The organism is Pseudomonas syringae (assembly GCF_001698815.1).
GTDB lineage: Bacteria > Pseudomonadota > Gammaproteobacteria > Pseudomonadales > Pseudomonadaceae > Aquipseudomonas > Aquipseudomonas syringae_A.
Genome location: NZ_LGSI01000040.1, coordinates 245,123 through 257,907 on the forward strand (window position 1 = coordinate 245,123; position 12,785 = coordinate 257,907).

Annotated in this window: 12 protein-coding genes; 8 read left to right on the forward strand and 4 right to left on the reverse strand. The window is 60.5% G+C overall.

Annotated features, from left to right (window positions below; all coding sequences use genetic code 11):
- The first annotated feature begins 69 nt into the window (after positions 1-69).
- Positions 70-1,188: a cell division protein ZapE gene (gene zapE, locus AFK24_RS12425; protein WP_065833535.1), complete on the forward strand. Its 1,119-nt coding sequence runs from the start codon at positions 70-72 to the stop codon at positions 1,186-1,188.
- Between the two features lie 6 nt (positions 1,189-1,194).
- Here the strand turns inward: zapE and rarD are convergent, their stop codons facing one another.
- A complete protein-coding gene (gene rarD / locus AFK24_RS12430; RefSeq protein ID WP_065833514.1) occupies positions 1,195-2,070 on the reverse strand; it encodes an EamA family transporter RarD in 876 nt (291 codons plus the stop codon).
- Between the two features lie 170 nt (positions 2,071-2,240).
- On the opposite strand from rarD, the gene AFK24_RS31185 reads away from it, so the two are divergent.
- Both AFK24_RS31185 and AFK24_RS12440 read left to right on the forward strand, forming a co-directional pair.
- Positions 2,241-2,390, forward strand: coding sequence for a hypothetical protein (locus AFK24_RS31185; protein ID WP_170826321.1), 150 nt, complete (start codon positions 2,241-2,243; stop codon positions 2,388-2,390).
- Between the two features lie 334 nt (positions 2,391-2,724).
- On the forward strand, positions 2,725-3,876 hold the full coding sequence (locus AFK24_RS12440; protein WP_065833516.1) for an MFS transporter: 1,152 nt from the start codon (positions 2,725-2,727) through the stop codon (positions 3,874-3,876).
- Here the strand turns inward: AFK24_RS12440 and AFK24_RS12445 are convergent.
- Positions 3,866-4,324, reverse strand: coding sequence for a multidrug/biocide efflux PACE transporter (locus AFK24_RS12445; protein WP_065833517.1), 459 nt, complete (start codon positions 4,322-4,324; stop codon positions 3,866-3,868). The two genes, AFK24_RS12440 and AFK24_RS12445, sit on opposite strands and share 11 nt — an antisense overlap.
- A 204-nt stretch (positions 4,325-4,528) precedes the next feature.
- Here AFK24_RS12445 and AFK24_RS12450 point away from each other — a divergent pair, with 204 nt between their 5' ends.
- On the forward strand, positions 4,529-5,416 hold the full coding sequence (locus tag AFK24_RS12450) for a LysR family transcriptional regulator (protein WP_065833518.1): 888 nt from the start codon (positions 4,529-4,531) through the stop codon (positions 5,414-5,416).
- 3 nt (positions 5,417-5,419) lie between these two features.
- Here AFK24_RS12450 and AFK24_RS12455 read toward each other — a convergent pair whose 3' ends face one another.
- Together AFK24_RS12455 and AFK24_RS12460 are read right to left on the reverse strand one after the other, a co-directional pair.
- A complete protein-coding gene (locus AFK24_RS12455; protein ID WP_065833519.1) occupies positions 5,420-7,309 on the reverse strand; it encodes a methyl-accepting chemotaxis protein in 1,890 nt (629 codons plus the stop codon).
- Positions 7,310-7,739: 430 nt separating this feature from the next.
- The gene (locus AFK24_RS12460; protein WP_065833520.1) at positions 7,740-8,669 is read right to left on the reverse strand and encodes a LysR family transcriptional regulator; all 930 of its coding nucleotides are present in this window, start codon (positions 8,667-8,669) and stop codon (positions 7,740-7,742) included.
- Positions 8,670-9,023: 354 nt separating this feature from the next.
- On the opposite strand from AFK24_RS12460, the gene AFK24_RS12465 reads away from it, so the two are divergent.
- The 4 genes from AFK24_RS12465 (at position 9,024) to AFK24_RS12480 (ending at position 12,615) form a co-directional block, all read left to right on the forward strand.
- Positions 9,024-10,259 carry an OprD family porin gene (locus tag AFK24_RS12465; protein ID WP_065833521.1) on the forward strand — a complete coding sequence of 412 codons (1,236 nt, stop codon included), beginning with the start codon at positions 9,024-9,026 and terminating at the stop codon, positions 10,257-10,259.
- 85 nt (positions 10,260-10,344) lie between these two features.
- Positions 10,345-11,076, forward strand: a complete 732-nt coding sequence (locus AFK24_RS12470; RefSeq protein ID WP_065833522.1) for a DUF969 domain-containing protein — start codon at positions 10,345-10,347, stop codon at positions 11,074-11,076.
- Positions 11,076-12,026, forward strand: a complete 951-nt coding sequence (locus AFK24_RS12475; protein ID WP_065833523.1) for a DUF979 domain-containing protein — start codon at positions 11,076-11,078, stop codon at positions 12,024-12,026. The genes AFK24_RS12470 and AFK24_RS12475 overlap by 1 nt, the downstream gene beginning before the upstream one ends.
- A gap of 97 nt (positions 12,027-12,123) precedes the next feature.
- The gene (locus AFK24_RS12480) at positions 12,124-12,615 is read left to right on the forward strand and encodes a GNAT family N-acetyltransferase (RefSeq protein WP_065833524.1); all 492 of its coding nucleotides are present in this window, start codon (positions 12,124-12,126) and stop codon (positions 12,613-12,615) included.
- Positions 12,616-12,785 lie beyond the last annotated feature (170 nt).

Sequence of the window (12,785 nt, forward strand, 5' to 3'; positions counted from 1 at the left end):
CCACCAGTCGCCAGCACCTTCGGTCGTGCCTTATGATTGCCGGCTTTACCCTGGCGAGCGGTGTTCCTGATGACTGGCGTGTCCCCTTTGCAAGCCTGGCAACAGGCGGTTGAGCAGCGTGGTTTCCAACCGGACGAGGCGCAGCTGCAAGCCGCCGGCGAGTTGGAAGCTTGCTATCTGGCCTTGGGCAACAATCCGCGAAGTGCCAAAGGGGTTTATCTGTGGGGCCCGGTGGGGCGCGGCAAGACCTGGCTGATGGATCGCTTTTTCGAGAGCCTGACGGTTCCCGCACGGCGCCAGCATTTTCATCACTTCATGCGCTGGGTGCACAAGCGCATGTTCGAACTGATGGGCACTGCCAAACCGTTGCACGTGTTGGCCAAAGAGCTGGCGCGGGACGTGCGCGTGCTGTGTTTCGACGAGCTGTTCGTCAATGACATCGGCGACGCGGTGATTCTCGGCGGGCTGTTGCAGGTGATGTTCGAAGAAGGCGTGGTGCTGGTCTGCACGTCCAACCAGCCGCCCGAGCAGCTATACATCAATGGGCATAACCGTGAGCGTTTCTTGCCGGCGATTGCCGCGATCAACCGCTATATGAATGTGCTCACGGTGGACGGCGGCGAGGATCATCGGCTGCATCCGGGGCAATTGCATCAGCGTTACTGGGTCACCGAACCGGGTCGGCCAAGTGCGTTGGGTGGGATTTTCGACGAGCTTAGTGTCGGCCAGACGGTCTCCACCGATTTCGTGCCCGTGGGCCATCGCACTATCAATTGCGTGCGCAACAGCGAAACAGTGCTGTGGTGTCGCTATGCCGAGCTGTGCGAGCAACCCTTGGCGGCGATGGATTTCATCGAACTGTGTGATCGCTTTTCAGCGGTGCTGGTCAGCGAAGTCCCAGCCCTCAGCGCACCCCAGCGCGAAGGCCGGATCGCGCGTGGCACCGAGGACGCGGTGGAGCAGGTTGCGGCGGGGGATCGCGAGTTGCCGCAGTTGTCGCCCCATGACGATGGCGTGCGGCGCTTCATCGCGCTGGTCGACGAATGTTATGACCGGCGCGTGCCGCTGTATGTCGAGGCTCAGGTGTCGATGGCCGAGTTGTACACCGAAGGTTATCTGTCCTTCGCGTTCCGCCGCACCTTGAGTCGCCTGCAGGAAATGCAACTGGAACGTTTTGTGGTCGGCTGATCATCCTCAGGTGCGTCGCTGGACCAGGACGTGCTTGCCGCCTTCGAAGACCAACACCAGAACCGCCAGCCAGATCGGCAGGTAAGTCATCCATTCCTCACGGCTGATGCTTTCCCCGAGCAGCAGCGCGACGCCCACCAGCAGCACCGGTTCGACGTAACTGAGCAGGCCGAACAGACTGAACGGCAGCAAACGGCTGGCGACGATGTAGCTCACCAGTGCCGATGCGCTGATCACACCCAACAACGGAATCAATAGATACAGCATCGGCGCTTGCTGGATGGCCGCTGGATTGCCGCTGACGATGAACCACACGCCAACCGGCAGCATTAAGGTCATGTCGAACCACAACCCGCCGAGGTTATCGATGGCCAGTTTGCGGCGCAGCACGAAATAGATCGGGTAGCCCAAGGCAACCAACAGGGTTTCCCAGGAAAAGCTGCCCAGGCGCAGCAGTTCATTGCCGACGCCTATCATCGCGCAAAACGCGGCGATCTTTTGCAGGCGTGACAGCCTTTCTCCATAAACGATGCGCCCGGTGATGATCATGGTCAGCGGCAGCAGAAAGTAACCCAGGGACACTTCCAGGCTGCGCCCATGCAGCGGCGCCCACATGAAAATCAGCAATTGCGCGCCCAGCAATAGCGAGGAAACAGCCATGCCGAGCAGCAGCGCGGGCTGATGCCGCAAACGGCTGGCGATCTTGCGCACCAGCGGCCAGTCGCCACTGGACAACAGGAACAGCGTGACGCACGGCACAGTCAGCAACATGCGCCAACCGAAAATCTCCTCGCCGTTCAATGGCGTCATCAGCGAGGTATAAAAATACATGACCCCGAACAACACCGAGGCTGATACCGACAGCACTACACCTTTGTACACAGCAACCTCTTTGTTTTTATTGATTCGTAGCGGCGCACAGTCTAACGGAAGGGAAGGATGTGGGAGCGAGCTTGCTCGCGAAGAACGATCACGCAGTGGATCTGGACCACCGAGGCGCCTGATTCGCGGGCAAGCCTCGCTCCAACGAATTGGGGCTGTTGGAGACGAGCTTGCTCGCGAAGAACGATCACGCAGTGGATCTGGACCACCGAGGCGCCAGATTCGCGGGCGAGCCTCGCTCCAACGAGTTGGGCCTGTTGGAGCCGAGCTTGCTCGCGAAGAACGATGACGCAGTGAATCTGGACCACCGAGGCGCCTGATTCGCGGGCAAGCCTTGTTCCAACGAATTGGGCCTGTTGGAGCCGAGCTTGCTCGCGAAGAACGATGACGCAGTGAATCTGGACCACCGAGGCGCCCGATTCGCGGGCAAGCCTCGCTCCAACGAATTGGGCCTGTAGGAGCCGAGCTTGCTCGCGAACAAATATGACGCAGTGGATCTGGACCACCGAGGCGCCTGATTCGCGGGCAAGCCTTGTTCAAACGAATAGGTCCAGAACGGTAATACCTGTCCACGAAACGTTTGGATAACCGCCGACCTTTGCTAGGCTGCTGCGATTGCCCGGTCGAGCGGACGGGTGTTCACAAGGAGCTTGCATGACTTCCATCAGCACCCCGGCACCGGCTGTGACCGGACGCCGGGAACAATTTTCCACCCGCGTGGCGTTTTTCATTGCTGGTTTCAGCCTGGCCGCCTGGGCACCGCTGGTGCCTTACGCCAAAGCTCGGGTCGGGCTGGATGACGGCACGCTGGGTTTGTTGCTGCTCTGCCTCGGTGTCGGTTCGATCATTGCCATGCCATTGGCCGGTGCCCTGGCGGCGCGGTTCGGCTGTCGGCGGGTGTTGGTCGGTTCCACCGCGATCATCTGCCTGTGTCTGCCGTTATTGGCGACGCTTTCCAATTTGCCACTGTTGATCGCTACGCTATTTATCTTCGGCGCCAGCATGGGCGCGCTGGATTGCACGGTGAATATCCAGGCGATTATTGTCGAGCGCGCTAGCGGCAAGACCATGATGTCCGGCTTTCACGGCCTGTTCAGCCTGGGCGGGATTGCCGGTGCGGCGGGTGTTGCCGGGCTGTTGAGCCTGGGCGCGTCACCGCTGGCATCGATGCTCATTGTTGTCGCGTTCGTCGCGCTTTGCCTGTTCAAGGCCGCGCCGCATCTGCTGACCTACGGCAGCGAAACCGACGGCCCGCCGTTCGCCATTCCCCGGGGCGTGGTGCTGTTCATCGGCCTGCTGTGCTTCACGGTTTTCCTCACCGAAGGCGCGATGCTCGACTGGAGCGCGGTGTTCCTCAGTTCCCTGCGCGGCGTTGAAACGTCCTACGCCGGATTGGGTTATGCGGTTTTCGCCCTGACCATGACCCTCGGGCGCTTTTTCGGCGACGCCATCGTACGGCGGGTCGGGCCGAATCGGGTGATCATTCTCGGTGGCTTGTGCGCATCGGCAGGTCTGGCAATTGCCACGCTGGTTCCCTCATGGGAAGCCGCGCTGCTCGGTTATGCGCTGGTGGGCGCTGGCTGCTCGAATATCGTCCCGGTCTGCTATAGCGCAGTCGGCCGACAGAAAAGCATGCCGGAAAACGTGGCGGTCCCGGCGATCACTACCCTGGGGTATGCCGGGATTCTGATCGGCCCGGCGGGCATCGGTTTCATCGCTCACGTCAGCAGCCTGGAACTGGCGTTCATGATCGTCGCCGTGATGTTGCTCGGCGTGGCGGTGGGCGGCAGTCGCCTCAGGGCCTGACGCTGTTCTGCGCGGTCTGCACTCGACGCCGGACGATTCGCTCTCGCGTCTGGTCGTACAGCCAGTTGAACGCCAGGGTGTACGGCAGAAACAGCAACAGCAAGCCCGCGTCCAGCAGGAACGCTTCCAGCCAGCCGATGGACAGCCACCAGGCGGCGAGCGGGACCACCACCAGAATCAGCCCACCCTCGAAACCCAGCGCATGGGCGATGCGCGCTTTCAGCGACAGGGCGAAACCGAACCTGTGCCGCAGCCGGTCGAACAGGGCGTTGAACAGCATGTTCCAGAGCATCGCCACGGTGGAAATCATCACCGTCATGGCGCCCATCTTGCCCAGCGAATGGCCGAGCAGCCAGGCCAGCAATGGCGCAAACAGCAGCACGCCGATGATCTCGAAGAGCAGCGCATGCAGCGCGCGTTCCTTGATGGTTTTGGTGGGTTGTTGCATGGGATGAAGACCTCTTGGAGGCTGAGTCTAGTGGGAGCGAGCTTGCTCGCGAATGGGATGTTTCAGGCTCGCATGTGTTGGATTGCCGCCCTTATTCGCGAGCAAGCTCTGCTCCCACAGGGTTGGAACTGGGCAGTTCAAGACGTGCATTCTCATCGGTGATTGCGTTAAAGTGAAAATCGTTACCATCGGGAAAACCGATACATGAGCTATTCACCCGAAGCCCTCGAGGCGTTTGCCCAGACCGTCGCGTTGGGGTCTTTCAGCGCTGCGGCGCGGCGCCTGGGCAAGAGTCAGTCGACCATCAGCGAAGCCATTTCCCGTCTGGAAATAGATCTGGGTCTGGAATTGTTCGACCGTTCGTCCAAGCACCCCGTCCTGACCGAGGCCGGCAAGGCCATGCTCGGGCGCATTGAAGATGTGCTTGCCGCTTCGGATAAGTTGCGCCGGGCAGCCGGGCGTCTGGCTGAAGGGATGGAGCCGCGCCTGACGCTGGTATTGTCCGACGCCAATCAATTCGCCGACTTCGAGATGCGCATGGCCGAGCTGGACCAGCGCTTTCCCGAGCTGGAACTGGAATGTGTCTTTGCCGAGCACGGCGATGCGATCAACCTGATCCAGTCCGGCCGCGCGTCGTTAGGCCTGTTGTCGGCACAACCGAGTTATCCGCCGGAAGTTGGCTACGCGACGATTGCCGAACGTGCCGATTTCGGGCTGTTCGTCGGCCACAAGCATCCGTTGGCCGCCGAGCAGCAGGTCGATTACCAGAAACTCGCGGCCCATCGCGCACTGCGCCTGAACACCCTGGTCGATCAGAGCGTGCCCACCGACGACTTGCCCATCAGCGGCCATCGGCCCTGGTCGGCGCCCAATTATTTGTTGCTGATGGACATGGCCGCGTTCGGTTTCGGCTGGTCGGCGTTGCCGCGCTGGCTGGTCAAAGGCTACGCGGGCGGCAAGTTGAAAGAACTGGATGTTCCCGGCTGGCCGCGCAGCTCCGCCGTCGACGTGATCTGGTCGCGGCAGCGCAGCCTCGGGCCAGCAGGCGCCTGGCTGCTGGAAACGTTTACCCGGCATCGCGGCGAGCGGTAGGGCTCAGATCCTGAAAGTGTTGACCAGTTGTTGCAGGCGATGGGACTGGTTTTCCAGTTCGGTGCAGGCCTGCAGCGTGGATTGCAGGTTGCCGACCATTGCCTGATTCAAGTCGTTGATGTGGCTGATGTCCCGGTCCAGATTGTCCACCACGGAAGTCTGTTCTTCGGTGGCGGTGGCCATGGACAGGTTGATTTCGTCGATTTCGCCAATGCCCAGCAGCACGCTGTCCAGCCGTTCCCCGGCGAGATTGGCGGCTTTGACGTTGTCGTCACTGTGGCGCTGGCTTTCCAGCATGGCGTTGACTGCGCCGCTGGCACCGACTTGCAGCTCCTCGATCATGCTGTGGATTTCCTGAGCCGATTGCTGGGTGCGATGGGCGAGGCTGCGCACTTCATCGGAGACTACGGCGAACCCACGTCCGGCGTCCCCGGCACGCGCCGCTTCGATGGCGGCGTTGAGGGCCAACAGGTTGGTCTGATCGGAAATGCCTTTGATCACATCGAGAATGCGTCCGATCTTCAGGGTCTTGTCGTTGAGGCTTTCGATGTCCTGGCGGGTGGTGACCACTTGCGACGAAAGCTGCGACATGGCGCTGATGCTGCGCTCGACCACTTGCCGTCCTTGCTGGGTCTGGTCCCTGGCGTCAGAGGCGCGGCTTGATGCATGGGCAGCGCTGCGGGCGATTTCCTGGGCGGCGGCGCCCAGCTCGTTGATCGCGGTGGCGACGTTATGGGTCAAGGCGGCCTGTGTGTCGGAGCTCTTCAGCGACGAATGCGACGCCTGGCTGACCCGCGCCGCCAGTTCAGTGAGCTGGCTACTGGACAGCAACACTGCGCCAATGGACTGTTGGATGCGCTCGACAAAACGGTTGAAGCCGCCCGCCATCACCCCGAATTCGTCTCTGGAAAGGCTGTGCAGGCGTTGGGTCAGATCGCCTTCACCTTCGGCAATGGCCTGCATCGCCGTGCCCATGCTGCGCAATGGCCGCAGCAAGGCGTTGATCAGCAAACCCAGCAGGCCGACAGTGACCAGCACTGCAATGAGCGTGGCGATCAGCGCCGAGGTGCGGAATTCATGCAGGGCGGCGTAGGCTTTTTCCTTGTCGACTGAAAGACCGATCGACCAGTTCACCGACGGCAAGCCGCTGATGGGTGTGAAGGTCACGATCCGGGCTTTGCCGTTTTCCTGCACCTCGTTGAGCTGGCTATTAATAGCCGGCGCGCCGGACGGGAAGGCTTCGGTCAGGGTCTTGGTCACCAGAGTTTTGTCCGGATGCACCAGAATCTTGCCGTCGGCGCTGACCAGGAACGCATAACCGATGCCGTTGAGGTCCACGGCGTTGATGATTTTCGCCAGCGTCTCCAGATTCAGATTCGCGCCCAGTACCCCAGCCGCTTGGCCAGCCACTTTGATCGGTACCGCCTGGGTCATGACCAGATAATCGGTGCCCGCGCCGATGTAGGGTTCGGTCAGCACCGGCTTGAGAGTGCGCGTCGCGTCCTTGTACCAAGGGCGCTGCCGGGGATCGAAACCGTCGGGCATGACGCGCTCCGGGCGGATCACGAAGCGGCCGTCTTCAAGGCCGACGTAGCTGGCGACGAACGTCGAGGTGATGCTGTTCTGCGCCAGGGCGTTGCTGATTGTGTCTGGGTTGGGATTGGTGGCGATGGTTTCGGCCAGGCCTTCAATCAACAGAATCCGTCCGGCCAGCCAACTGTCGATGTTGGCCCCGAGGACCTTGCCCATGTTCTGCAGATTGCTGTGCAGCGTGTCGCGGGTACTGGCGGTCTGCCGATAGTCGTTGAACAGCGCAAACGACAGAAACACCGCAACCACGATGACGCACGCGCCGAGAAGAATCTTGTGGCCAAATTTCAAATTGATGCCCATGCGGCAACCCTCGTCTGATCATTTTTATGAAGTCCCCGCAGGCTCAGGGTTGATCGCAGATTTAACGAGCGCGCTGGCTTTGTCGAACTAGAAAAGCTGATGGGCAAACGTGGAAATTGTTGTGGGCATTAAGGGGGCGGGAATCGCTTTTTTGTATTGTTCGCGCACTGTTGGGGAGCACCGCTGGCCTGTTGCTGCGAGGCTTGCTGTAGGACCGGCTTTAGCCGGGAGGGCAATTGATGAGCGGCTCGCGACTGAAGTCGCTCCTACAGTCGCTCCTACGGCCGATTCGCGGGCAANCTTTAGCCGGGAGGGCAATTGATGAGCGGCTCGCGACTGAAGTCGCTCCTACAGTCGCTCCTACGGCCGATTCGCGGGCAAGTCGCAACGCCGCCCGCTCGCTCCAATGGGGAAATCGATTCGCCGACATTTAGCTCGCGTCCAGGACCTCCGCCCTGAAACCCTGCGGCAATTCCGCATCAAACTCCGCCACCACCTCCCGGGTCAGGCTGACGATGTCTTCCACCAGTTCCATGCCGGCGCCGGTGCGCCAGCTGGCGACGATATCCATCACCGAAGGCAGGGGAATGCCGTCGAGCAGGGTCAGCACACCCTGAGCCAGCTCGCCGCGCACCAGCGTAGCGGGCATGGCGCCGATGCCGAAGCCGTCACGCACCAGCCGGGTGATGGCCGACGCCGAGTTCACGCAGTTGATGCGCGGCGTGATGATGTTGGCGCTGTGCAGCATGTTGAGAATGTCCTGATGCGGCCGGGAATTGCGCGAAAACGTGACGATGCGTTCCAGGGACAAATCTTCCAGCGACGCATAGTTGCGGTCGTAGCTGGAACCGGTGGGCACCACCCAATGCATCGGATAACGGGTCAGCACGGCGTTGCGCACCGTGTCGAAACGCAATATGTCGGTCTGGAAAATAATGTCCTGATAGCCTTTTTCCAGCTGCGAACACAGGTTGCTCGCGGTATCGGCGGTCAGTTCGATCTCCAGCGCCGGGTAACACTTCATCAGGCGTGTTACCAAAGGGCTGAGCCAGGTGTGTATCACCGTATCCATTGCGCCGATGCGGATCCGGCCGCGCACCTGTCTCGGGTCCTTGATCGCGGCCTTCATGGTTTGCATGGTGTCCATGATGTGCTCGGCATATTCCAGCACCCGCTGGCCTTCGGGCGTCAACGACACCCCCTTGGAATCACGCACGAACAGACGCACACCCATTTCGTCTTCCAGAGCCGCGATACGGCTGGAGATAGAGGCCTGGGTGCTGAAGAGTTTTTCCGCCGTCAGACGAAAGCTCTTCAGCCGGGCGACCCAGACGAAGGTTTCCAGAAACTTGAGGTTCACCGCCGATCCTTGAATTGAGGCCCTGAATTGTGGCCTGGAATTTAGGTGCTGACCGCGTGCCGAGTCCGAATCTTCAGACCGGCCGGCGTCAGGCATATCCCCGGAAATTGCAGGTTATATGCCAGCACCGATACAGAAATTCTTATGAGGCATAGCGGTTTTTTCCCGTTGGACGCCAGAGGCAAGGCTACCGAAAGATTGCCCCGGAACGAGAAAGGTCTTGCAACGTTGTTCTCATCACACCGTTGCGTCAAACCTTCAGGCCGCCGTGTTGCTTGCTGCGGCCATCCAACAATAACTGCGCTCTGCCAACAGTCGGTCGATACCGCTGCGCGCTCATGGAGAGAGTTTTCAATGAGCTACAACAATCAAAAATACGTCTGCGCAATGCTGTTTGGTGGCGTTTCCCTGAGTTTCGGGATGAGCGCCCATGCTGAGTTTTTCGCTGACAGCAAAGGGGAACTGGAAGCCCGCAACTTCTACTTCAATCGCGATTTTCGCCAGGACGGCTCCCGGGATAAAGCCGAAGAATGGGCCCAGGGTTTCATCCTGCGTCTGCAATCGGGCTACACGGCGGGGACCGTGGGTTTTGGTCTGGATGCGCTGGGGATGGTCGGTTACAAGCTGGATTCCGGGTCGGGCAGCGGCGGCACCGGTTTATTGCCGGCGGACTTGTCTTCCGGCGGCTCTCAGGATGAATACGGCAAGTTGGGCCTGACCGCCAAGGCGAAGATTTCCAAGACTGAACTCAAGGCTGGCACGCTGTTTTTCCGCAGCCCGATGGTGTCCTCCAATGACACCCGCTTGCTGCCGCAGACCTTTCGCGGCGCGCTGGTGACGTCGCAGGATATCGACAACTTCAAGTTTACCGGCGGCCATATCGACCGCATCAAGGCCAACAGTTCCACTGACTTCACCGAGATGAGCGCCAACCGCATCGGCGGACTGAGCAACGATTTCAACTTTGGCGGCGGCGAATATCAGGTCACGCCGCAGCTGGCACTCAGCGCCCATTACGGGCAGCTGGAAAACGTCTATCAGCAGTATTACGGCGGCCTCATCCATGTCCTGCCGTTGGGCGCCGGGCAGAGTTTCAAGACGGACCTGCGTTTCTCGAAAAGCAGCGAAGACGGCAACTTTCGCGACCTCGATAACCGCGCGCTGGGTTCGATGTTCACTTACAAACTCAACGCCCACGCCTTCGGTGCCGGTTACCAGCGCATGAGCGGCGATGATCCGTTTCCGTACATCACCGGCAGCGATCCGTTCCTGGTCAACTTTATCCAGATCGGCGATTTCGCCAATATTCACGAGCGTTCCTGGCAGGTTCGCTATGACTATGACTTCGCGTCTCTGGGCGCGCCCGGCCTGACCTTCATGAGCCGCTATGTCTCCGGCGACAACGTGGAGCGCGCGGCGGGCGGCGAGGGCAAGGAGTGGGAACGTAACACGGATATCGGCTATGTGTTTCAAAGCGGCGCACTGAAGAACCTTGGGGTCAAATGGCGTAACGCGACGGTCCGTTCCAACTTCGGCAACGACCTGGATGAGAACCGCCTGATCGTCAGCTACACCATGCCGCTGTGGTAGGGCCGGGATTGGCTTGATACCTGCGTAAGGATTCGCCACGGATCGCCGAATCCTTCAAATCGGACCACCGAACGAGATTTCCATCATGCAAACCGCTATCAATCTCTGGCCGCTACTGGGCGTGCTGGTCATCATTATTGGCTTTGTGCTGCGCTTCAATCCGATGCTGGTGGTCGCCCTTGCGGCGGTCGCCACCGGGTTCGCCGCGAGCATGCCGCTGGACACGATTCTGGCTACCATCGGCACCGGCTTCATCAAGACCCGCACCTTGCCGCTGATCATTCTGCTGCCACTGGCGGTGATCGGCCTGCTAGAGCGTCACGGTCTGCGCCTGCACGCGCAGAACTGGATCGCGCGCTTCACCAGCGCCACCGCCGGGCGTCTGTTGATCGCCTACCTGTTTGTGCGTGAGACCACGGCCGCGTTGGGTTTGACCAGCCTCGGCGGGCATCCGCAGATGGTTCGCCCGTTGCTGGCGCCCATGGCCGAAGGTGCCGCTGAAGCGCGTTTTGGCAAACTGCCGGAGGCCTTGCGCGTCAAGCTGCTGGCCATGTGTGCCGCCACGGATAACGTCGGTTTGTTCTTTGGCGAAGACATCTTCGTCGCCTTTGGCGCGATTGCCTTGATGCACACCTTCCTGCTCGGTTCGGGTATCGACGTCGATCCTATGCACATCGCACTGTGGGGTATCCCGACGGCGATCTGCGCCTTTGTGATCCATGCGATTCGCCTGCATCGCTTCGATCGGCTGCTCAATCGCCAGTTGCAGCCTGTGCCGCAGTCCACTCCGCCAGCGGCCGCGCGGGAGAGCGTGTAATGATCATTTCTATTCAATACCTGTATTGGCTGGCGGGCGTCATTCTGGCGATCACTGCGGTGATGACCGTTACCGACACCACTAACCCCAAGCGCTGGAGCACCGGTCTGTTCTGGGCATTGTTCGCCGTCGCGTTTCTGGTGGGTGAGCGGTTGCCGCCAGCCATCGTTGGCGTGGGCGTGTTGGTCATGGCGGCGATTGCCGGTTTCGGCGGCGTAGGCTTCGGCAAGCATGAAGACCTGCCGGACAAGGCGCGCCGCGCCAGCGCCGGTCGGCTTGGCAACAAGCTGTTCATTCCGGCGCTGGCGATTCCGCTGGTCACTGTGATTGGCGCGATGTTTCTCAAGAACATCAAGTTTGGCGACGTCGCCTTGCTCGATCCGGCCAACAGCACCTTCGTGTCCCTGGGCCTGGGTTGCCTGCTTGCTTTGGCGCTGGCGTGTTGGTTGACCCGCGATACGCCGATGCAGGCCATGCGCGAATCCCGTCGCCTGACCGAAGCGTTGGGTTGGGCGCTGGTGTTGCCGCAGATGCTGGCGATGCTCGGTTTGCTGTTCAACGATGCCGGGGTCGGCAAGGCGGTAGCGCATCTGGCGACGGCTTACATCAATTTGGACTTCCGTCTGGTGGCGGTTTCGGTTTACGTGCTGGGCATGGCTCTGTTCACCATCGTCATGGGCAACGGTTTCGCGGCCTTCCCGGTGATGACCGGCGGCATTGGCGTACCGGTGCTGGTTGGCATGTACGGCGGTAATCCGGCGGTGGTCGCGGCCATCGGCATGTTCTCCGGTTATTGCGGCACGCTGATGACGCCCATGGCCGCCAACTACAACATCGTCCCGGCAGCGTTACTGGAATTGCCCGATAAATACGCGGTCATCAAGGCGCAGATCCCCACGGCGCTGCCGATGCTGGTGGCCAATATCGTGCTGTTGTACTTCCTCATGTAGCTTTTGAGCGGCCTCCGTTAATGCACAGCGCCCGCGACTTTCGCGGGCGTTGTGATTGTGCGTAGGATGGCCGCCGGTTTACTGAGACAGGTCATCGATGGAAATTATTCCTGCCACACAGCAAGACGTCGCAGCCGTGCTGGAGTTCGTGTTGCGCGCCCGCGCGGAAATCTTCCCGAAGCTCGACGCTGCTGGCATGCCGGCGGATCTGGCGAACTTCGCCCAAGTGTATATCGAAGACGGCGGCGGTAAATTCCTGATCGCCCGGCGCGACGGGGAAATCTTCGCGGCCATCGGTTACCTGCCTTACGACGGTCGATTTGCCCAGCTGGACTACGGCCAGAAGCGCGTAGTGGAAATCGTGCGGCTGTTCGTCATCCCCGAATTTCGCCGCTCAGGGCTGGCGACCCGGATTTTTTTGCAACTGAAAGAACATGCGCGTCAGCAGGGCGTCGAGGTGCTGTATCTGCACACCCATCCGTTTTTGCCAGGTGCGGTTGGCTTCTGGCAGCGGCAGGGTTTCCATGTTGTTGATGTCGAGGACGATCCGGTCTGGCGGACGACGCATATGGAGTGCGGGTTGTTGTGATCGCTGAACTTGTGGGAAAAGGCGTCCCCGACAAGCGCTGAAGATCTCTTGGCAACCCGACGCCTTCCCGGACAAGTCCGGTCCTACCGAGTCACACAACCCGGTAGGAGGGGACTTGTCCCCGAAGACGCCGGTGCAAGCGCTGAGGATCTTCCTTGGCAGTCCCGACG

Excerpts from the sequence above, each read along its gene's own strand:
- AFK24_RS12440 (WP_065833516.1), top strand. The coding sequence starts at position 2,725 with ATGACTTCCATCAGCACCCCGGCACCGGCTGTGACCGGACGCCGGGAA.
- AFK24_RS12455 (WP_065833519.1), bottom strand. The coding sequence starts at position 7,309 with ATGGGCATCAATTTGAAATTTGGCCACAAGATTCTTCTCGGCGCGTGC.
- AFK24_RS12470 (WP_065833522.1), top strand. The coding sequence starts at position 10,345 with ATGCAAACCGCTATCAATCTCTGGCCGCTACTGGGCGTGCTGGTCATC.
- AFK24_RS12475 (WP_065833523.1), top strand. The coding sequence starts at position 11,076 with ATGATCATTTCTATTCAATACCTGTATTGGCTGGCGGGCGTCATTCTG.
- AFK24_RS12480 (WP_065833524.1), top strand. The coding sequence starts at position 12,124 with ATGGAAATTATTCCTGCCACACAGCAAGACGTCGCAGCCGTGCTGGAG.
- AFK24_RS12465 (WP_065833521.1), top strand. The coding sequence starts at position 9,024 with ATGAGCTACAACAATCAAAAATACGTCTGCGCAATGCTGTTTGGTGGC.
- AFK24_RS12450 (WP_065833518.1), top strand. The coding sequence starts at position 4,529 with ATGAGCTATTCACCCGAAGCCCTCGAGGCGTTTGCCCAGACCGTCGCG.
- AFK24_RS12445 (WP_065833517.1), bottom strand. The coding sequence starts at position 4,324 with ATGCAACAACCCACCAAAACCATCAAGGAACGCGCGCTGCATGCGCTG.
- zapE (WP_065833535.1), top strand. The coding sequence starts at position 70 with ATGACTGGCGTGTCCCCTTTGCAAGCCTGGCAACAGGCGGTTGAGCAG.